Source organism: Erwinia sorbitola (assembly GCF_009738185.1).
GTDB classification, from domain to species: Bacteria; Pseudomonadota; Gammaproteobacteria; order Enterobacterales; family Enterobacteriaceae; genus Erwinia; species Erwinia sorbitola.
Genome location: NZ_CP046509.1, coordinates 2,506,649 through 2,527,282, shown reverse-complemented (window position 1 = coordinate 2,527,282; position 20,634 = coordinate 2,506,649). Strand labels below are relative to the sequence as shown.

The 20,634-nt window shown below is 52.2% G+C and carries 19 protein-coding genes and 1 pseudogene; 10 read left to right on the top strand and 10 right to left on the bottom strand.

Features of this window, described 5'->3' with window-relative positions:
- Positions 1–22: 22 nt before the first annotated feature.
- The 3 genes from proQ (at position 23) to htpX (ending at position 3,844) form a co-directional block, all read left to right on the top strand.
- Positions 23–715, top strand: a complete 693-nt coding sequence (gene proQ / locus GN242_RS11290; RefSeq protein WP_154751002.1) for an RNA chaperone ProQ — start codon at positions 23–25, stop codon at positions 713–715.
- Between the two features lie 19 nt (positions 716–734).
- Complete coding sequence (prc, locus tag GN242_RS11285; RefSeq protein WP_154751003.1) at positions 735–2,780, top strand: carboxy terminal-processing peptidase; 2,046 nt, start codon at positions 735–737, stop codon at positions 2,778–2,780.
- 182 nt (positions 2,781–2,962) lie between these two features.
- Positions 2,963–3,844, top strand: a complete 882-nt coding sequence (gene htpX, locus GN242_RS11280; RefSeq protein ID WP_154751004.1) for a protease HtpX — start codon at positions 2,963–2,965, stop codon at positions 3,842–3,844.
- A gap of 44 nt (positions 3,845–3,888) precedes the next feature.
- On the opposite strand, the gene GN242_RS11275 is transcribed toward htpX, so the two are convergent.
- Complete coding sequence (locus GN242_RS11275; RefSeq protein WP_156287498.1) at positions 3,889–5,268, bottom strand: MFS transporter; 1,380 nt, start codon at positions 5,266–5,268, stop codon at positions 3,889–3,891.
- 187 nt (positions 5,269–5,455) lie between these two features.
- Here GN242_RS11275 and kdgR point away from each other — a divergent pair, with 187 nt between their 5' ends.
- Complete coding sequence (gene kdgR, locus GN242_RS11270) at positions 5,456–6,247, top strand: DNA-binding transcriptional regulator KdgR (RefSeq protein ID WP_154751006.1); 792 nt, start codon at positions 5,456–5,458, stop codon at positions 6,245–6,247.
- Between the two features lie 36 nt (positions 6,248–6,283).
- Here kdgR and GN242_RS11265 read toward each other — a convergent pair whose 3' ends face one another.
- Positions 6,284–6,520: a YobH family protein gene (locus tag GN242_RS11265; protein WP_154751007.1), complete on the bottom strand. Its 237-nt coding sequence runs from the start codon at positions 6,518–6,520 to the stop codon at positions 6,284–6,286.
- Between the two features lie 230 nt (positions 6,521–6,750).
- Here GN242_RS11265 and GN242_RS11260 point away from each other — a divergent pair, with 230 nt between their 5' ends.
- The 5 genes and pseudogenes from GN242_RS11260 (at position 6,751) to rlmA (ending at position 9,986) form a co-directional block, all read left to right on the top strand.
- The gene (locus tag GN242_RS11260) at positions 6,751–7,026 is read left to right on the top strand and encodes a YebO family protein (RefSeq protein ID WP_154751008.1); all 276 of its coding nucleotides are present in this window, start codon (positions 6,751–6,753) and stop codon (positions 7,024–7,026) included.
- A gap of 19 nt (positions 7,027–7,045) precedes the next feature.
- Positions 7,046–8,050: an MBL fold metallo-hydrolase gene (locus GN242_RS11255; protein WP_156287497.1), complete on the top strand. Its 1,005-nt coding sequence runs from the start codon at positions 7,046–7,048 to the stop codon at positions 8,048–8,050.
- Between the two features lie 538 nt (positions 8,051–8,588).
- Positions 8,589–8,758, top strand: a pseudogene (locus tag GN242_RS11250) (DUF2627 domain-containing protein).
- Positions 8,745–8,954, top strand: a complete 210-nt coding sequence (cspE, locus tag GN242_RS11245) for a transcription antiterminator/RNA stability regulator CspE (protein ID WP_001062678.1) — start codon at positions 8,745–8,747, stop codon at positions 8,952–8,954. Before GN242_RS11250 ends, cspE begins: the two are co-directional and overlap by 14 nt.
- A gap of 162 nt (positions 8,955–9,116) precedes the next feature.
- Positions 9,117–9,986, top strand: coding sequence for a 23S rRNA (guanine(745)-N(1))-methyltransferase (rlmA, locus tag GN242_RS11240; RefSeq protein WP_156287496.1), 870 nt, complete (start codon positions 9,117–9,119; stop codon positions 9,984–9,986).
- Here rlmA and GN242_RS11235 read toward each other — a convergent pair.
- The 4 genes from GN242_RS11235 to manX all read right to left on the bottom strand — a co-directional run bounded on the left by GN242_RS11235 (position 9,967) and on the right by manX (position 13,168).
- Positions 9,967–10,425: a DUF986 family protein gene (locus GN242_RS11235; protein ID WP_154751011.1), complete on the bottom strand. Its 459-nt coding sequence runs from the start codon at positions 10,423–10,425 to the stop codon at positions 9,967–9,969. The two genes, rlmA and GN242_RS11235, sit on opposite strands and share 20 nt — an antisense overlap.
- Positions 10,426–10,489: 64 nt before the next feature.
- Positions 10,490–11,335, bottom strand: coding sequence for a PTS mannose transporter subunit IID (locus tag GN242_RS11230; RefSeq protein ID WP_154751012.1), 846 nt, complete (start codon positions 11,333–11,335; stop codon positions 10,490–10,492).
- Positions 11,336–11,350: 15 nt separating this feature from the next.
- Positions 11,351–12,151, bottom strand: coding sequence for a PTS mannose/fructose/sorbose transporter subunit IIC (locus GN242_RS11225; RefSeq protein ID WP_154751013.1), 801 nt, complete (start codon positions 12,149–12,151; stop codon positions 11,351–11,353).
- Between the two features lie 57 nt (positions 12,152–12,208).
- Positions 12,209–13,168, bottom strand: a complete 960-nt coding sequence (gene manX, locus GN242_RS11220) for a PTS mannose transporter subunit IIAB (protein WP_156287495.1) — start codon at positions 13,166–13,168, stop codon at positions 12,209–12,211.
- A gap of 515 nt (positions 13,169–13,683) precedes the next feature.
- Here manX and GN242_RS11215 point away from each other — a divergent pair.
- Positions 13,684–15,249 (top strand): TerC family protein, encoded by a 1,566-nt coding sequence (locus GN242_RS11215; protein ID WP_156287494.1) that lies wholly within the window; start codon positions 13,684–13,686, stop codon positions 15,247–15,249.
- A 62-nt stretch (positions 15,250–15,311) separates the two neighbouring features.
- Here the strand turns inward: GN242_RS11215 and pdeD are convergent, their stop codons facing one another.
- The 4 genes from pdeD to pabB form a co-directional block, all read right to left on the bottom strand.
- Positions 15,312–16,874 (bottom strand): cyclic di-3',5'-guanosine monophosphate phosphodiesterase PdeD, encoded by a 1,563-nt coding sequence (gene pdeD, locus GN242_RS11210; RefSeq protein WP_154751015.1) that lies wholly within the window; start codon positions 16,872–16,874, stop codon positions 15,312–15,314.
- Between the two features lie 243 nt (positions 16,875–17,117).
- The gene (locus tag GN242_RS11205) at positions 17,118–18,482 is read right to left on the bottom strand and encodes an L-serine ammonia-lyase (protein WP_156287493.1); all 1,365 of its coding nucleotides are present in this window, start codon (positions 18,480–18,482) and stop codon (positions 17,118–17,120) included.
- A gap of 186 nt (positions 18,483–18,668) precedes the next feature.
- Complete coding sequence (locus tag GN242_RS11200; RefSeq protein WP_154751016.1) at positions 18,669–19,247, bottom strand: CoA pyrophosphatase; 579 nt, start codon at positions 19,245–19,247, stop codon at positions 18,669–18,671.
- Positions 19,237–20,604: an aminodeoxychorismate synthase component 1 gene (gene pabB, locus GN242_RS11195; RefSeq protein ID WP_154751017.1), complete on the bottom strand. Its 1,368-nt coding sequence runs from the start codon at positions 20,602–20,604 to the stop codon at positions 19,237–19,239. The genes GN242_RS11200 and pabB overlap by 11 nt, the downstream gene beginning before the upstream one ends.
- Between the last annotated feature and the right edge of the window lie 30 nt (positions 20,605–20,634).

Below are 20,634 nucleotides of genomic sequence, written 5' to 3'. Positions count from 1 at the left end.
CCCGTTGTAATCAGGAAATTTCATGGAAAATCAACCTAAGTTGAATAGCACCAAAGAAGTCATCGCCTTTCTGGCAGAGCGTTTTCCCCAATGCTTTAGCTCAGAAGGGGAAGCACGACCGCTTAAAATCGGCATCTTTCAAGATTTAGTCGACCGCGTGCAGGGCGAAATGGGTCTGAGTAAAACTCAGCTTCGCTCCGCACTGCGTCTGTATACTTCAAGTTGGCGCTATCTTTATGGCATCAAAGCTGGTGCGACGCGTGTTGACCTTGATGGCAATGCCTGTGGTCAGCTTGACGAACAGCATGTAGAACATGCGCGCAAACAGCTTGAAGAAGCGAAAGCACGTGTGCAGGCACAGCGCGAACAGCAGCAGGCGAAAAAGCGTGAAGCAGGTGAAGAAACTGCTCCGCGTCGTCCGCGTAAACCTGTTCGTAAACCTGCGGCAGAGGGTGAGCAGCCACGTAAAGTGCGTAGCAAACCTGCACGCCCTCAGGCCGAAACAGGCTCTTCCACACCTCGTGTAGAAACACAGCCGGAGCCACGCAAACCGGTTACCGACACATCAGCGTTGCAAGTAGGCCAGAGCATTAAAGTGACCGCAGGTAAAAGTGCGATGGATGCCACCATTTTGGAAATTTCCAAAGATGGCGTCCGGGTTCAGTTAGCTTCCGGCCTGGCAATGATAGTACGCGCAGAACACTTGCAGTTCTGATACGGAGGCTAATCAGGGCATGAACACTCTTTTTAAAAGCACCATGATTGCGGGCCTGTTTATCGCAGGCAATGTTTTTGCGGCCGACGCTATTACGCGTGCCGATCAACTTCCGCAGCTACATCAGGAAGCACAGCATGCCACGGTAAGTGAGCGTGTTACCTCCCGTTTTACCCGATCCCATTATCGCCAGTTCGATCTCAACAAAGATTTTTCCGCTAAAATCTTTGACCGCTATCTGAACCTGCTCGACTACAGCCACAATGTGCTGCTGGAGTCGGATATTATGCAATATGCGGACAAGAAAACTACGCTGGGCGAAGAGTTTAAAAGCGGCCAGCTTTCGGCGTTTTATGATCTGTACAATCTGACGCAAAAACGCCGATTTGAACGTTATCAGTACGCGTTATCCGTGCTGAATAAGCCGATGAATTTCACCGGCAACGACACCATCGATATCGATCGTAGCAAAGCACCGTGGCCTAAAAGCACCGCAGAGCTGAACGCCCTGTGGGATGCTAAAGTCAAATACGATGAATTGAGCCTCAAGCTGGCCGGTAAAGATGAGAAAGAGATCCGCGAGGTTCTCACCAAACGCTATCAGTTCGCGATACGCCGCCTGGCGCAGAGCAACAGTGAAGATGTGTTCCAGCTGGCAATGACGGCGTTTGCGCATGAAATTGATCCGCACACGAACTATCTCTCACCGCGCAACACCGAGCAGTTCAACACCGAAATGAGCCTCTCCCTGGAAGGTATTGGTGCTGTGTTGCAAATGGATGATGACTATACCGTCATCAACTCTATGGTGGCAGGCGGACCGGCCGCTAAGAGCAAAACCATTACCGTTGGCGATCGTATTGTCGGCGTTGGTCAGCCGGGCAAGCCTGTGGTTGATGTAATCGGCTGGCGTCTGGATGATGTAGTAGCGCAGATTAAAGGCCCGAAAGGCAGCAAAGTACGGCTGGAAATTCTGCCTGCCGGTAAAGGGACTAAAACCCGTACCGTTACGTTGACGCGTGAAAAAATCCGTCTGGAAGATCGCGCGGTAAAAATGTCCGTGCATAACGTCGGCAAACAGAAAGTTGGCGTACTGGATATTCCAGGCTTCTATGTCGGGCTGACTGATGACGTAAAAGTGCAGCTGCAAAAACTGCAAAAGCAAAACGTTGACAGCATCGTGATTGACCTGCGTACCAACGGCGGCGGAGCGCTGACGGAAGCCGTATCGCTTTCCGGTCTGTTTATCCCGAGCGGCCCGGTTGTGCAGGTGCGCGATAATAATGGCAAGATCCGTCAGGACAGCGACACCGACGGTGTGACTTATTATAAAGGCCCGCTGGTGGTGCTGGTTGACCGTTTCAGTGCCTCGGCTTCTGAAATATTTGCCGCTGCTATGCAGGATTATGGCCGTGCGCTGATTGTGGGTGAGCCTACCTTTGGTAAGGGCACCGTGCAGCAGTATCGCTCCCTGAATCGTATCTACGATCAGATGCTGCGTCCTGAGTGGCCAGCGCTGGGTTCTGTTCAGTACACTATTCAGAAGTTCTACCGTATCAACGGCGGCAGCACTCAGCGTAAAGGGGTAACCCCGGATCTGCTGATGCCAACCGGTGTGGAAGCGGTAGAAACCGGTGAGAAGTTCGAGGATAACGCCTTACCGTGGGACAGCGTTAAAGCTGCAACCTACGTGAAAACAGGCGATATTAAACCGTTCTTACCGCAGCTGCTGAAAGACCATCAGGATCGCATTGCTAAGGATGCTGAGTTCCAGTACATCATCAAAGATATTGCCCGCTTTAATGCTAATAAAGATAAGCGCAATATCATCTCCCTCAATCTTGCCGAGCGTGAGAAAGAGAACCATGAGGATGATGCTCTGCGTCTGGAGCGTATTAACGCGCGCCTGAAAGCCGAAGGGAAGAAACCGTTGGCTAAACTTGACGATCTGCCGAAGGATTACAAGGAGCCGGATCCGTATCTTGATGAAACGGTGAAGATTGCTGAAGACCTCGCGCAGCTTGAAAAACAGCAGCCGCCAGCAACACCGGCAGCGGCAAATTAACCGAAAAAGCACAGCATCCGCTGTGCTTTTTTTTACCTCGTTCTATGTGGTTTAAAAAATAAGACAAATTGTAAAGTTATGTCTTTTTAGACACTTAAAGATTAAGAGTGCTTGAAAAGTGCAGTATTGACCTTACGATGGTGTTACGCGAATAGCGGAATAACTGAGGAAGAATAAATTATATGATGCGTATTGCTCTTTTCCTGCTAACCAACCTTGGGGTGATGGTGGTTTTCGGGCTGATCCTCAGCCTGACAGGGATCCAGTCAAGCAGCGTTATGGGCCTGATGATTATGGCGGGTCTGTTTGGCTTCGGCGGTGCGTTTGTTTCACTGCTGATGTCGAAGTGGATGGCGTTACGTTCCGTTGGCGGTGAAGTCATTGAGCAGCCACGTAACGAAACCGAACGCTGGCTGATGCAAACCGTGGGGCGCCAGGCGCAGCAGGCGGGCATCGCTATGCCTCAGGTAGCTATTTACCATGCGCCTGATATCAACGCCTTTGCCACCGGTGCCCGTCGTGATGCTTCGCTGGTGGCAGTATCCACTGGCCTGTTGCAGAACATGAGCCGCGATGAAGCAGAAGCGGTGCTGGCACACGAAATCAGCCATATTGCTAATGGTGATATGGTTACGATGACGCTGATTCAGGGTGTTGTGAACACCTTCGTTATCTTTATTTCGCGTATTCTGGCGCAGCTGGCCGCAGGCTTTATGTCAGGCAACCGCGATGAAGAGGGAAGCGGTAACGGGAACCCACTGGTTTATTTCGCGGTTTCAATGGTGCTTGAACTGGTGTTTGGTATCGTTGCCAGCATCATCACCATGTGGTTCTCACGTCACCGTGAGTTTCATGCAGATGCTGGTGCGGCACGTCTTGCCGGTCGTGAAAAGATGATTGCTGCGTTGCAGCGTCTGAAAACCAGCTACGAGCCGCAGGAAGCCAGCAGTATGATGGCGCTTTGCATTAATGGTAAATCCAAGTCGCTGAGTGAGCTGTTTATGTCTCACCCGCCGCTGGATAAACGTATTGAAGCGCTGCGTACCGGTGAATACCTGAAATAATCACCATTCTGTAAAAGTAAAAACCCGCCTTTCGGCGGGTTTTTTTATGCTGACAGGTTACGCGGCTGAGTGATACGTAAAGCGCTTACCAGCATTGCTACGGTAGCGAAGCTGCCTGCCAGCAGCAGCGAAAGGTGGGTTCCCTGCGTGTTGAAAAGATTAAACATCAGTGCCACCAGCGCGGCACCGCTGGCCTGCCCAAGCAGCCGTGCGGTACCCAGCATTCCGCTGGCGCCGCCGCTGCGGTGACGCGGGGCTGAGGTAATAATTGTATGGTTGTTCGGTGACTGAAACAGACCAAATCCGGCACCACACAGCATCATGCGCCAGACAATATCCACGTCTGTCGGGCTGGCGGGAAGTAGCGCCAGCGCGAACAGCCCGCTGGCAAACATCGCCAGTCCGATGGCTCCAAGCAGCCCGGCATGAATGCGCTCTATCAACCTGCCAGCAATCGGTGCCATCACCATAGTGGCCAGCGGCCACGGCGTCAGCAGCAGTCCCGTGGCAACTTCACTACGCCCTAACGTGCCCTGCAAAAAGAACGGCAGTGAAACCATCGCCAGCATCTGTGCGCAGAAAGAACAGACCGAAGTGCCAATCGAAAGTGCAAAGAGCGGAATACGAAACAGATCCACCGGCAGCAGCGGAAACGTCATGCGCAGCTGACGGCGAATAAAGAGCGTACCCACCACCAGCAGCAACAGTAACTCCGCCAGCAACACTCTGCCGTTTACACCCTGAGCAAAGCCGCTGAGTAGTGAGATAAGCAGGCCAAAGGTGAGGGCGTTCATTACGCCGCTGATAATGTCAAAGCGTTGCCCCCTGGACTTTTGCTGATTGTCTGGCAGAAAACGCAGAGCCAGAAAAAGAGCGGCAATGCCAACCGGGATATTAATCAGGAACAGCCACTGCCACGAAGCGACAGATAAAATGGCGGCGGCGACGGTGGGGCCTGCGGCGCTGGAGACGGCGACGATCAGTGAGTTAATCCCCATCCCCCGTCCCAGAAAGCGCTGAGGATAAATTATTCGTATCAGGGCGGTATTGACGCTCATAAGTGCCGCCCCACCAAAACCTTGCAGCACACGAGCAAAGGTTAACATGGTCAGTGAATCGGAGAGTGCGCAGAATAACGAGGTACAGGTAAACACCACCAGGCCGCACTGGTAAACGCGGCGATAGCCGAGCATATCTCCGAGGAAAGCCAGTGACAGCAGCGAAACAATTATCGCCAGCTGGTAGGCATTCACAATCCAGATTGATTGTGCCGGGCTGGCGTGCAGTTCGCGGGCAATGGTCGGGAGGGCGACATTAGCGATCGCACCATCGAGCACGGCAACGGTAATGCCGAGCGCAATAGCCACAATTGCCCCATAGCGCTGGGGTAGCGGTAAACCGTCAGTCGATGTTTCAGCAGGCATGATAATAAAATAGTCAGAAGGGCGAATATCATCATGCTAATGGTTTTAATAATTATTGCCAGTCGGTAACCGGCTGAAAACTATCAGCGGATGTGTCCGCCATAAGCCGCTGGTCGTTGCACAGCGCCGGGGGGGTACGTATACTGGAAATAGCGTTCCATTTTTTATAAAACAGAAAAGGTAAAACATGAGCAGTGCCGATTCCGATAAACAACCAGATTCCGTCTCTTCGGTCATGAAAGTATTTGGCATTTTGCAGGCGCTGGGCGAGGAGCGAGAAATCGGTATTACCGAGCTTTCACAGCGTGTCATGATGTCGAAGAGTACCGTATACCGTTTCCTGCAAACCATGAAAACTCTGGGCTATGTATCGCAGGAAGGTGAGTCAGAGAAATATGCCCTGACCCTGAAGCTGTTCGAGCTGGGCGCGAAGGCGTTACAGAATGTTGACTTGATCCGCAGCGCGGATATTCAGATGCGTGATATTTCGCGTCAGACCAAAGAGACCATTCACCTTGGTGCGCTGGAAGAAGACAGCATCGTGTATATCCATAAGGTGGATTCTTTATACAACCTGCGTATGTATTCGCGCATTGGTCGTCGTAACCCGCTGCACAGTACCGCCATTGGTAAAGTGCTGCTGGCATGGCGTGACCGTGCTGAAGTTGAAGAGATTCTTGCCGGTGTTGAATTCACCCGCAGTACACCCAGGACGCTTGATAGCGCCGCTGCCCTGTTACCGGCACTGGATCAGGTTCGTTCTCAGGGTTACGGTGAGGATAATGAAGAGCAGGAAGAGGGGCTGCGCTGTATCGCTGTGCCGGTGTTCGATCGCTTTGGCGTGGTGATTGCCGGTTTAAGTATCTCTTTCCCGACCATTCGTTTCTCTGAAGAGCATAAAAAAGATTATGTTGCCATGCTGCATCAGGCTGCGAAAACCATCTCTGAACAGATGGGCTACCACAGTTATCCTTTCTGACAGTACGGGCCGACATTGCGTCGGCCCGCATAAGTGCTAGTTATCAACGACTTCCGTACTTTTCCTCAGCAGAGGACAGTCCGTTACACCAATAATGCCGCTATCTGTGTGCAGATACTGCGCAATCACCATGCCACGCGCCGTCAGATACTGGCACTGTAATCCCATACCTGCGACATTTTTATTACTTCCTGTCAGGACGCCATAGCCTGTTAAGAGCATAGCCAGCCAGATGATGACCAGCAATGCAATGATACGTAGTAAAAACTTCATTTGTATCCCCTTATTATTTCTCAGGCGGTGTCCTCACTGCCCGCGCTTATGATAACAGCATGTGGGCAGCGGGTACGAAAATCGATAAGACGATGCTGAAACCGCCGATCATCTCAGTTGATGGCAGTCTGACTATTTTGTGATGCAGCTATCATTTGGCGCTCGAGCAGGTAAAATCATCTCCGCGGCGCTACCGTGCTTCGGTAGCCCATTTTAGCTTTGAGGCATGTATGAACGAAATGACAACAGGGGCGATGGATATCGCCTCAATGAGTGTGGCGGTGGCGCTGGTTATTATTGGGCTGGTGGCGTGGTTTTTTGTCAACCGGGCCAGCGTAAAAGCTAATCAGCAAATTCAGTTACTGGAAGCACTGCTTGATGAGCAGAAGCGTCAAAATATCATGCTGCGCCGTCTGACTGACGCTGTCGCCGGTAAAGAGCAGGCTGCAAAGGCCAGCGATGAGAGTGAGGATAAAGATTTTACCCGTCTGATTCCGGAGCGCTAAACGATTAATGGAGCCGCCTATGGCCTGGCAGAATCCCTGGTATGACCCTGCACAACCTCACCACACCCCGGAGGGGTTTAAAAACCTTACGCCAGACCTGCGTGAAAACGGCGATCTCAAGCGCTGGCGGCGGGAACGTAAACAGCAGGGGCTGCCGCATCCACCCGCTCAGGGCTATGAACAATTTATCCGTCAATGGTGCCAGCCGGCTGACCTCAGCGGCAGTCAGGATAGCGTGTGGTGGCTGGGTCATGCCTGCGTACTTCTGCGTAACGCCGGGCGCTATACGCTGATTGACCCGGCGCTCTCCCGCCGTGCTTCTCCACTGAGCTTTCTCGGCCCGCAGCGAAGAACCCCCGCAGTCCTGGCAATTGATGACTTGCCTGCGCTGGATGTGGTGCTGATTTCTCATAATCATTATGATCATCTTGACCGCCCGACGATAAAAAAAATCCTGCGCCGTTTTCCTGACGTTACCTTTGTGGTGCCGCTGGGATTACAGGCGTGGTTCCGGCGCATCGGTGCGCATCAGGTTGTGGCGCTGGACTGGTGGCAGCAGACGCAGGCAGGAGGGCTGACCATTCATGCGGTACCTGCACGTCACTGGAGTATGCGCACGCTCTGGGATCGCAACCGCTCGTTGTGGTGTGGCTGGGTAATACAAAACGCAACGCTAAATTTCTGGTTTAGCGGTGACAGTGGATATGCGGAAGATTTACTGGAAATTCCCCGTCGCTTAGGGCCATTTACACTCGCGGCGCTGCCGGTAGGCGCTTATGCACCAAAATGGTTCATGCAGGGCCAGCACATGGATCCTGACCAGGCGGTCTCTTTACACCGGGCCATCGGGCAGCCAGTGACCATCCCCATCCACTGGGGGGTATTCGAGCTTGCTGATGAGTCACTGGATGAACCACCGCAGGTGCTGGAGCAGGCTATGCAGGCTGCCGGGCTGGATTTCACTCGCTTTAAGGCGTGGAAGATCGGCGGCCAAATGATGCTGAATAATATCAACCAGGACTAATCCTAACCATATTTTCTTATATCGCGATACAAATTAAGAGAACGGGATCTAATAATCAAATAGATTGATCTGGCCATGATAATACATGTGTTCAGATCAATGCTTTTAAATGGGGCAAAGGGATAAGCATTTTCCTGTTTTTGGTGCAATACAATTATAAAGTGGCGCTAATGGCGTCATTTTGTACAGAGTGTTCAGTGCTTATCTCTTTTTATGGCTGATTATCAAGCATTATTTCCCTCAAAGCTTTGCAATAATTATGCAATAAATTCGCTGCAAAATATAAGGATTACGCAGTAACAGCATAGACTTCATGCCGTCTGCGGTTTAAAATATCCCCAGACTTACAGGTGATGAAAATGGTTCTGCAGGGTGAAAATGTGTTCATCGTTGATGGCGCAACATGCATGATTGTGCAATCTGTACCGGCTATCGTTTCAAATGTGTGCGACATCTCTATATCTGTTTAAAAATGACTTGCCATTAATTAACGGATATGTGATAAAACATTCGGGTAAAACGAGGTACAGTTCTGTTTATGTGTGGCATCTTGAGTAAAGAAGTTCTGAGTAAAGACGTTGACGTTGAATACCGCTTCCTTGCCGAGCCTTAATTAGTGCCTCATGCAGTAATGTCTCTGGTTTTTCTGTACGTAAAGCCCACGGGCGAATAAACACTCTAAGGAATTTGCAAAATGGCAAAGATTAAAGGTCAGGTTAAGTGGTTCAACGAGTCTAAAGGTTTTGGTTTCATCACTCCTGCTGACGGCAGCAAAGATGTATTCGTACATTTCTCTGCAATCCAGGGTAATGGCTTCAAAACTCTGGCTGAAGGCCAGAACGTTGAGTTCGAAATTCAGGACGGCCAGAAAGGCCCTGCTGCTGTGAACGTCACCGCTATCTAATTTTCGATCTGAGCCTGTCATTGCCGCCCTGCGTGTAATCCAGGCTGAAATCTGAATACTAAAGCCTCGTCAGAAATGACGGGGCTTTTTTGCATCATGTCCGCGGGATTTTCAACGTGCTTTGCAGTAAACTGCCGCGTCATCTGTTTATGGAGTGTTGTTATGTCGTACCAGTGTCCCCTCTGCCAGCAACCGCTGGTGCTTAACCAGCGTGTCTATAGCTGCGAAAACCAGCACCAGTTTGATCAGGCGAAAGAGGGCTACGTTAATCTGCTGCCGGTACAGCATAAACGCTCCAGACAACCCGGCGATAGTGCGGATATGATGCAGGCGCGACGTAACTTCCTCGATGCAGGTCATTATCAGCCGTTGCAGCAGCAGGTGTGCGATCTGCTGATGCGGGTTCTGCCAGCGCCTCCCGTCAGCGTGTTAGATATTGGCTGTGGAGAAGGGTATTACACCCATGAAGTTGCCCGCCGTCTGGAAGAGCAGGGCGAGGCGATCGTTTACGGGCTGGATGTGGCTAAAATTGCCATTCGTGCCGGAGCAAAGCGTTATCGGAACGTGGAGTTCTGCGTTGCCTCAAGCCATCGTTTGCCGTTCAGCGATAATCAGTTTGATGCCGTGCTGCGCATTTATGCGCCCTGCAAGGCGGAGGAGCTGGCGCGAGTGGTGAAGCCACAGGGCTATGTACTGACAGTAACCCCGGGGCCACGTCATTTGATGCAGTTCAAGGCGCTGATTTATCAGGATGTGCAGCTGCACGATACCACGCCGGAACAGATGCCAGGCTTTACGCTGATGGAAGAACAGCAGTTGAGTTATCCGATGACGTTAAACAGCGAGGAGTCTGCCGCACTGTTACAGATGACTCCTTTCGCCTGGCGCGCCCGCCCGGAAGTATGGGGAATTCTCGCTACCACTGAACAGTTCAACTGTGAAACCGACTTTACTTTACGTCTCTGGCAGCGTGAATGGCAGCGTGAAAGTGAAAGTGCTGCGCCCAACGAGATTAGCGACTCTCAAGCATAACCTGATAGATCTTCTCCAGATCGTCGAGCTGACGAACGTGGATCAGTAATCGCCGTTTCTCCAGGGCAATCACCAGTACGCCATCCTCAGACAAATTGATGGCGTTAATCCTCTCCCAGGGAATGAAAACGTTAGCGTAGAAAAAGCCATGCTGCTTAAGCAGCAGTTTCGGCGCGCGTATCCAGAACAACCACGCAGTAAGCGCACTCAGAGCCATCAGCAACAGGGTGGTAATCTGCGGGCCTTGTTCACTGACATTCTTGTAGAGCAATATCAGCAGCAGGCCGATGAAAATCAGGCTGTCGAGCTTGTTGCGGCGCTGCAACAGAACTTTAAGCCGGGTCGGGCCATGCAGGCGATCCATAATTAATTCGTCGTAGATCGCATAGAGTAAAATCAAAACTATAAACAGTACAATCAGGTAGTCAGTCAGCAACATAGCAGAGTCCAAAAAAAGGGCCAGACTGAGCTGGCCCCGGGATGAAAATGATTAGAACAGTACTTTAAACGCCCAGCAGGCCGATCCAGTAGCCGAAGATACCTATTACGAAGAAGCCCATAATAATCCACAGCGCGTTCACTTTACGACGCAGCAGCCACATACAGCCGAAGGTCAACAGCAGTGGAATTAAGCCCGGCATCAGCTGGTCAAGAATCGACTGCACGGTAGTAACCGTGGTTTTGCCGGTCTGATCGGTAATCCTCGAAACCACCAGCGGCACGTCAACATGTGTCCATTTATTGACCAGCGCCCCCATGACAAACAGGCCGAGAATAGAGGCCCCCTCTGTCAGTTTTTGCAGGAAGCCGCCGCCCATATCGCTGACGATATCCACACCTTTGCGGTAGCCATAGGCGACACCGTAATAACGTACCAGCAAACGCACCAGGTTAAACAGCACAAAGAACAGCAGCGGCCCAAGCAGACTACCGCTCATGGCAATACCGGCACCCAGAGCGGCGAACACCGGACGCACCGTTCCCCAGAAGATCGGGTCACCGACGCCAGCCAGCGGCCCCATTAACCCCACTTTGATACCGTTTATTGCGGCATCATCAATGGCCGCACCGTTGGCACGCTGCTCTTCCATTGCCATGGTTACGCCGAGCACCGGGGCTGCAACATACGGATGAGTGTTAAAGAACTCCAGGTGGCGTTTAATCGCCTGCTTACGGTCGTCGTTATTCTCCGGATAGAGACGGCGGATCACCGGTACCATTGAGTAGCAGAAACCCAGCGCCTGCATACGTTCGAAGTTCCACGAACCCTGGAACAGGTTTGAGCGTAAGAACACACCACGGACATCGCCAGGTGTTAATTTCTTCTGCGTTGTAGTTGTATCAACCATTTCTCTCACCTTTCCTTAATCGAGTTCGTTATCAAGGTCGTTATGCGCAGGGCCTGAGGCCTGAGCTCCAGCAACACGGTTATATTTAGGTGCCAGCTGGATATACAGAATGGCCATAACCACACCAATCACACCCAGAGCTACCAGGTTGAAACTGGTAAACGCCGCAGTGACGAAGCCGAGGTAGAAGAACGGCATCAGATAGCCTGCACGCATCATGTTGATGACCATCGCGTAACCTACAACCACGATCATGCCACCGGCAATGTTGAGACCATTAGTTACTACTTCCGGAATCGAACTCAGGAGATCCTGAACAACGCTGGTACCGACCGAGACAGCAACAATCAGGGCAGGGATGGCAATACGCATTGCCTGCAATACCAGGGCGGAAACATGTATCCACGAGATGGCGCTGAGGTTACCTTTTTCCGCTGCTTTATCTGCCGCATGCTGGAAGGCAACGGTGATGGTACGAACGATAATGGTCAGCACCTGGCCGGCTGCCGCCAGCGGAATAGCAAGGGCAATACCGGCACCCACGCTCTGTCCACCAGCGATAACCAGAATGGTCGAGATGATAGACGCCAGTGCCGCATCTGGCGCAACAGCAGCACCGATGTTCATCCAGCCCAGGGCGATCATTTCCAGCGTACCGCCGATGATGATGCCGGTTTTCATATCGCCGAGAACGGCGCCAATCAATGTACAGGCCACTAATGGCCGGTGGAACTGAAATTCATCGAGGATGGAACCCATACCTGCAATACAGGCGACGATAAAAATCAGAACAATTTGCAGCGTGGTAATCTCCATTACACTTTTCCTCTTTAATGCCAGAACGGAGTTCAACCTGAAACATCAGGCCACGGGCTACTGAGCTATCTTGCCGATCAGATCCATCATTTTCAGTTTCTGATCGCTGGAAACTTTGCGCACTTCCAGCTCGATACCGCGTTCATTAAGTTTTTTAAACGCTTCGATATCTTTAGCATCGACTGAAACAGCATTGTTTACCTGGGTTTTGCCCTGGCGGAATGCCATACCACCGATATTCACCGAGGGGATTGTCACACCTGCTTCAACCAGGCGGAGAACATCGGTGGGATTGGTAAACAACAGCATGACTTTGTCTTTGCCATATTTGGGGTTATTCCACACGCGAATCATTTTGGCGACATCAACCACATGCGCGGTAACGCCGGGAGGGGCAACCTGAGTCAGCAGCGTTTTACGTACCTTGTCCGCAGCCACTTCATCACTGACCACAATGATGCGTGACACGTTGGTCTCTTTCGTCCAGCGGGTGGCAACCTGTCCGTGAATTAAACGGTCATCAATACGCGCCAGGCCGATTTTCATATGATCGCCGGGTTGCATAGGAGCCTGAGGTGCAGCGGGAGCTTTTACCACAGCAGCAGGAACAGCTTCAGGAGTTTTGGTTTTCAGCGCCTTGACGCCTTCGCGCCCGGTTTCCACCGCCAGTGCAACCAGTTCATCAAAGCCGGGATTATCGTCGCGAGCCATCAGCACTTCGACCAGCATCGGAATATTGACCCCGGCGACAACGTCATAACCTGGTTTATCAACAACAAGACGACTGGCGGCGTTAAACGGGCTGCCTCCCCATGTGTCGACCAGGAACAGCACTCCCTGCGTACTGTCCATCCCATCCAGCCGGGCCTGATATTTTTCCATCAGTGTTTCGGCGTTTTCTCCGGGGACAAAGTCGATCCAGCCGACATTTTCCTGCTCCCCTAACAGCATTTCGGCGGTCTTCAGAAGTTGCTCTGCTGCCCAGCCGTGCGTGCCAATCATAATAGCAATAGTCACTTGCTACCTCCTGTGTCAGTTGGCAACGGCCCTGTTTGCAAGCCGCGCGAGGTTCACCTGAATGCTATTGCCTTCAGTGTGATTAAGGTCCAACTTTTACTGCAATGCGGTGAGAACGTATCAACGCGTCTTAACACACAGCGTAGTAACGGGAATTATTTTAGTACGCGAAAAAATAAATTTTGTGACGGTACCCAGCTATTTAGAGTTAATTACGATTTACATAAAGCTGATGTATGCCTCGGACAAAATGATGTGAGGTCTCTGGAGTGTAAGAAAATATTTTGACGCGCATGTTTCACCTGATAAAGTAGTGATCCTTTTTTAATACAGGAGTAACGGGCCTCAGCCCTCCCTATGGACTGTCACCGAAGTCGCTCATTTATGCCGCCGGGCTATCCGGTATCGCTATTAACGTCGCCTGACGTCGCCTTACATCCCACTGGTTATCATTCCCGCTGCACGTTCCTGCGAACGTTTGCTGCGAATTTCCGTTCCTTTTTCCGGAGTCTGTCATGGAATTTCTCTTAGACCCCTCAATCTGGGCCGGTCTGTTTACGCTTATCGTTCTTGAGATTGTGCTGGGTATTGATAACCTGGTCTTTATTGCCATCCTTGCAGACAAACTGCCACCAAAGCAGCGTGATAAAGCTCGCCTTATCGGCCTGTCGCTGGCGCTGGTAATGCGCCTGGGGCTGCTGTCGTTGATCTCCTGGATGGTGACATTAACCCGTCCTTTATTCAGCGTTGGTGAGTTCAGTTTCTCCGGCCGCGACCTTATTCTGCTGGTAGGGGGGCTGTTCCTGCTGTTTAAAGCCACCATGGAACTGCATGAACGGCTGGAAAACCGCGATATGAACGCTGGCGGAAACAAAGGTTATGCTGGTTTCTGGGCTGTAGTGGTGCAGATCGTGATACTTGATGCCGTGTTCTCACTTGATGCGGTGATCACCGCCGTTGGCATGGTAAATAACCTGGCGATAATGATGACCGCTGTGGTGATCGCGATGGGGGTGATGCTGCTGGCGTCGAAGCCGCTGACGAACTTCGTTAACGCGCATCCTACCGTGGTGGTGCTGTGCCTGAGCTTCCTGCTGATGATTGGTCTCAGCCTGGTAGCAGAAGGTTTTGGTTTCCATATTCCGAAAGGTTATCTGTACGCAGCGATTGGTTTCTCAATTCTGATTGAGCTGTTTAACCAGATTGCGCGCCATAACTTTATGCGTCATCAGGCACGGCGTCCGATGCGTGAACGTACCGCCGAGGCGATTCAACGCCTGATGGGCGGCCGTCGCCAGAATGAGAATCACAGCAGCGAGAGCAGTGAAGTGGCTACCATCATGCCGCAGGAAGCGTTTAAAGATGAAGAGCGCTACATGATCAACGGCGTACTGACGCTGGCTTCACGCTCGGTACGCAGCATCATGACGCCACGCGGTGAAATCTCCTGGGTTGATGCCACGCGCCCGCTTGATGAAATCCGCATGCAGCTACTGGATACGCCGCACAGCCTGTTCCCGGTGTGTCGCGGTGAGCTGGATGAGATTATCGGCGTGGTGCGCGCCAAAGAGCTGCTGGTGGCTCTGGATCACGGCATTGATGTGGCAACCTTTGCAGCGGCAACCCCGGCGATCATCGTTCCTGAAACTCTCGATCCGCTGAACCTGCTGGGCGTACTGCGTCGGGCTAAAGGCAGTTTTGTGGTGGTGACCAACGAGTTTGGCGTGGTGCAGGGGTTGATTACTCCGCTGGACGTGCTGGAAGCCATTGCCGGTGAGTTCCCGGATGAAGATGAAACGCCGGATATTATCGCCGATGGTGATGGCTGGCTGGTGAAAGGCGGTACAGATCTGCACTCACTGCAACAGCTGCTGGATACTCAGGAGCTGGTCAGGCCGGAAGACGATCACGCTTCACTGGCGGGGCTGCTGATTGAGCAGAAAGGCCAGCTGCCTAAGCCGGGAGAAGTCATTGAGATGCTGCCGCTGCGCTTCCAGATTATTGAAGCCACCGATTATCGTATTGACCTGGTTCGCGTCACAAAACAGCGTGATGAGTACGATGATGAAGAAGACAATTAATCAGCGTTAATGGCAAAAAAAAGCCGGAGATCATCTCCGGCTTTTTTATCCGGCCGGTCGCATCAGGCGTCCAGCATCTCGTCATGATTTAACAGCCACTCCGGGAAATCCCCTAACGGCATCGGACGCGCATAAAAGTAACCCTGTAACACATCCACTCCCTTCTCACGCAAATAGGCGGCCTGTTCTGCGGTCTCAACCCCTTCAGCCACCAGGCTGATATTCAGCCGCTGCGCCAGCGAAATCACCATATCGGTTACCGTGGCGTTAATGGCATCGGTGCCAATCGCCGCTGTAAACACCTTGTCAATTTTCAGCACGTCCGGACTCAGCGTTTTCAGGTATGAGAGAGAACTGTGTCCGGTACCGAAGTCATCAATAGCCAGTTTTACGCCAATCTTATGCAGATGTGATACCACACGCTGGTCAACCACCGGCAGTGAATCGCGCTCCGTCAGCTCAACAATAAGCTGAGGTTTCGGATTCGCCGGCCACCACAGGCGCTGCAAATCATCGATAATTGCCCGCTCATGAAAATGGCTGGCCGCGACATTTATGGCAATATGAAACGACTTACAGGCCGGAAGATCCCCCAGATGCCGCACCACCTCACTGATAACAAAACGGGTGAGTGGGGCGATTAAATTCTGTCGTTCGGCCAGCGGGATAAACACATCAGGTGGGATCCATCCCTGACGCGGATTGTGCCAGCGTAACAGCAGCTCAATACCGTCACAGGTACCGTTGCGTGCATTGATCAACGGCTGACAGTACACCATAAACTCGCGTGCATTGATGCCATAGCTGATCTGCCATGAAAGACTCATGCGGTTAGCGGTCGCCAGCCAGACAATATAACCCATCAGCAAACTGAGCAGCAGCGCCAGAGGCAGTTGCGAAGGAACCGTCATCAGAGCCAGGCGTGCAGGCGAGGGACCAAACAGGGTTATGGAGAACGGGTAGCGTAATGAAGACTCTTCATAGGTCACCTCATCTTCCGACGGTACCGCCTGCTCAATCATCGGGTTACCGTATTCAAGACTTTTACCACCAACGCTGAAAATCGCCCGCTCAACCCAGGGCAACGTAGGTTCCAGAAGATAGTTAGTCATCAGTTCAATATTGATGATCTGAATAATGCCTGAACGGTTATCCAGCGAGCGTGGCGTCCAGAACAGCAATATCGGTGATCCTTTTATCAGGTGCTCATCGACGGCCAGCATCATGCGCTGATTATTTACAGCCAGCTCCGGATAGTTATCAGCAAAAGGAGTATCTGTACTGCCATAAATGCTCGAACAGTAAATCCGGTCTTCATCCACCAGCAGAATTGACCTGACCGTTTGTAACGACGCCAGTTTTTCAATCAGTGGAAAACGGATTTCACTACAGGTCAGCCCAACCAGACCTATGGTGTTATTGGCGGCGACGTCCAGGGGGGAAAACATGCGGTCAAAACGTTGGATGGCATTGTCGGCAAATGTGCGTGACTGCTGCTCTATTCGGCCTTTCTCTTCCAGAAAACGGAAGGTTAATGTGAGAATGAGCACCAATGCGGCAACAACCGCAGCGATGAGAAACCGCTTACGGCGAAACTGTCCGAAAACTTCCTGGGACATTTGCATCAGTAACCACCACCCTTAAGATCAAGACGCGTATAGAGAGATCGAATACCAATTATCGGCAACTGAGGCATTAAGTTTAGTAGTGCTGAAGAGAAAAGCTGAATGGCTCAATTACAGGAACTTACTCTCAAAAACACGGCAAAACACTTTAGCTATTTCCTGGTGCCGGGGATAGCGGGGAGCAGAACTTTTTTTGAGGAAATGAAGTAAAAAAAACGCCACCGGGGAGGTGGCGTTGATAAATCAGTCACATTGTACTTTTATTGCCAGCCCACCGCGCGATGTTTCGCGGTATTTTGCGTTCATATCTTTGCCGGTTTCGTACATGGTTTCGATAACCTTATCCAGCGACACGCGGGCTTCACTGGTGCGGCGCATCGCCATGCGCGCTGAGTTAATCGCTTTTACCGAGGCAATCGCATTACGTTCAATGCAGGGAACCTGTACCTGCCCGGCCACCGGGTCACAGGTCAGGCCGAGGTTGTGCTCCATCCCGATTTCAGCGGCAACACAAACCTGTTCCGGGCTGGCGCCCAGCAGCTCTGCCAGACCGGCGGCGGCCATTGAACAGGCGACGCCCACTTCGCCCTGACAACCCACTTCAGCACCAGAAATAGAGGCATTCATTTTGTACAGAATGCCAATCGCGCCGGAGGCCATAAAGTAGCGGGTGAAGATATCCGGAGTCACCGGCTCAATAAAGTGGTCATAGTATGCCAGCACTGCCGGAACAATCCCGCATGCGCCGTTGGTCGGTGCGGTAACCACGCGGCCACCGGCGGCATTCTCTTCATTCACTGCCAGCGCAAACATGTTAACCCAGTCGATAACGTTCATCGGGTCGCTGGAGAGCTTGTCAGAGGAGACCAGCATACGGCGCAGAGGAGAGGCACGACGCGGAACGCGCAGTGGGCCAGGCAGCACGCCCTCGGTGTTCAGGCCGCGATCGATACAGTCACGCATTGTCTGCCAGATATCGGTGAAGTAGCTTTCGATATCCGCACGGCTGTGAACGGCCAGCTCGTTCTTCATAATCAGGCCGGAGAGTGACAGGCCGGTCATCTGACAGTGGGCCAGCATCTCTTTTGCTGAGTTAAACGGATAGGGCACTGAGACTTCGTTGACCGCAGTTTTGCCGAAGTTCTCTTCGTCAACAATAAAACCACCCCCTACCGAATAGTAGGTTTTGCTATAGATGCGCAGATCGCCAGCAAAAGCGTGAATACTCATGCCGTTCTCATGTAGCGACAGATTATCGCTGCGGAACACCATGCCGCCTTCACGCGGGAAATCAACTTCATGGGCACCACTGGCCAGCAGCAGACGCTGACGCTCTTCCACATCACGGATAAAAGCAGGAATGGAATCAATATCCACGCTTTCCGGTGAGGCTCCGGATAATCCCATAATAATGGCAATATCCGTGTGGTGGCCTTTACCGGTCAGGGATAGAGAACCATAGACATCGACAGCAATACGCGTCACCGAAGAGAGCTGGCGATTGTTCACCAGATCATCGACGAACTGTTTGCCGGCTTTCATTGGGCCAACCGTATGAGAACTCGACGGGCCAATGCCGATCTTAAACATGTCGAAAACGCTAATCACGTTGTACGCTCCTTGGAGGATTTTGAATTACGTAGTGGGAGAAAAAACGGGTGCCCCACAATTTGCGTGAAATATAAATGAAAAGACGCCTTGTTGCAGTGATTTGGATCGTGAAGTGGTAATAATCTGGTGAAAAATAATGTAAAGGCGGCTTTTAATACAACTTATGGCTGGATTTTATACTACTTACGACGCTTTCGCCACTTGCAGCCCCAGCTGGCGAATAATTCCGGCGGTCATACCCCAGATAAAGTAGTCATCGAACCACGAAAGCCAGACGCGGTGTGACTGGCCCGCACGTTCAATATCCAGCGCAGAATAGCGCCCCAGGCGCAATGCTTCATACAGGGGCATCTCAAAGACTGACTCAACCTCGTCTTCATTGGCATGCCAGTTCAGGCCAGGCCTTACTACGCCTACCACCGGCGTTACCTGAAAACCGGTGCTGCTGGTCACCGGTGGCAGCACACCAATAACGCTGACGGCCTCAGGCGGGATAGCGACCTCCTCCTGCGCCTCCCGCAAAGCCGTTTCCACCAGAGAACTGTCGCTGCTGTCCTTCATTCCTCCGGGAAATGCTACCTGGCCCGCATGCTTGCGCAGCGAAGCGGCACGGCGCGTCAGCAACAGCGTCGGTTCCGCATGGGCAATAATCGGAACCAGTACCGCCGCCTGACGAAACGGTAAATTTTGCTGGCCTGGTGCCGGAGGCTGCAACAGAAATCGCGTCAGAAATCGCGTCAGGGACGGGTGCTCAGGGTTCATCAGATGCTGACTCCAGGCAGGGCAGAATACGGTTTACTTTATCAAGGGTTTCCTGGTACTCGGATGCTTCATCGCTGTCAGCAACAATCCCCCCACCCGCAGCACAATATAGCGTGCCGCTCTCGGCAATCAGCGTACGGATCGTAATGCTGGTATCCATACGTCCGCATACGCTGAGGTAACCGATGCTGCCGCACCAGGCATTACGCCGCTGAGGTTCCAGTGTTTCGATAATTTCCATGGCGCGTACCTTAGGTGCGCCGGTAATTGAACCTCCGGGGAAGCAGGCGCGCAGCAAATCGCAGGCAGTCAGCCCGGATTTCAGCTCGGCGGTAATAGTGCTGACCAGATGATGCACCGCCGGGAAAGGTTCCACGACAAACAGCTCAGGGACTTTTACGCTGCCCGGTGCTGCCACGCGGCCAATATCATTGCGCAGCAGATCAACAATCATCAGATTCTCACTGCGATCCTTCGGCGACTGCGCCAGCTTCTCGCCTTGCAAACGATCGGCCTCAGGATCCGCCAGCCTTGGCAGCGTGCCTTTAATCGGCCGGGTTTCAATCTGCTGACGATCAAGCTTAATAAACCGCTCCATTGAGAGACTAAGCAGCACGCTCTCAGGCAGGCGAATAAAAGCACTAAACGGCGCCCGGTTAGCGCGGCAGAGCTGTAAAAAAGCCTGCCATTCATCGCCACGATAGCGGGCGGCGAAGCGCTGGGCCAGATTAACCTGATAGCAGTCCCCGGAGAGCAGCCACTCCTGAACCTGGCGGAATTTATCGCCATACTCTTCCCGTGACATATTAGCCTGCCAGGAACTGGTCAGATGGAAGGGTTCTGCATGCGTTATCTGCTGCGCCTCCAGCCATGCCAGCCGCGCAGCGAGATCACCCTGAACGACCAGCGTCAGCGTCTGACGATGATGGTCGGCAATTAACGCCCAGTCATATATCCCGACGGCCATATCCGGAGTTTTCAGCTGCTGTTCAGCGGTTGAAGGCATCCGCTCAAAACGGCGGCCCAGATCGTAGCCGAACAGGCCGAGTGCGCCTCCCTGGAAGGGCAGGTCATCATGATATTCAGCCTGAAAACCGCAACCGGTAAGCTGCTGCTGGAGCAAAAACAGCGGGTCCTCCTCACTGACCTGGCGGCTGCCTGCGCGGACTATTTCGGTCTGCATACCTTGAGTGGTCAGTGTGACAAGAGGATCGGCCACCATAATATCGAAACGGTTGTCGCTGTGATCGGCGAAACCTGAATGCAGCAGCATCGCCCACGGCAGATGTGCAAGGGAGGCAAAGTGATGCTCGAGCGCATCAGGCGTATACTTAAGAAAATGATAAACAGGCGACATAGTTCTTCAGCAGAAATGATTTCAATCAGG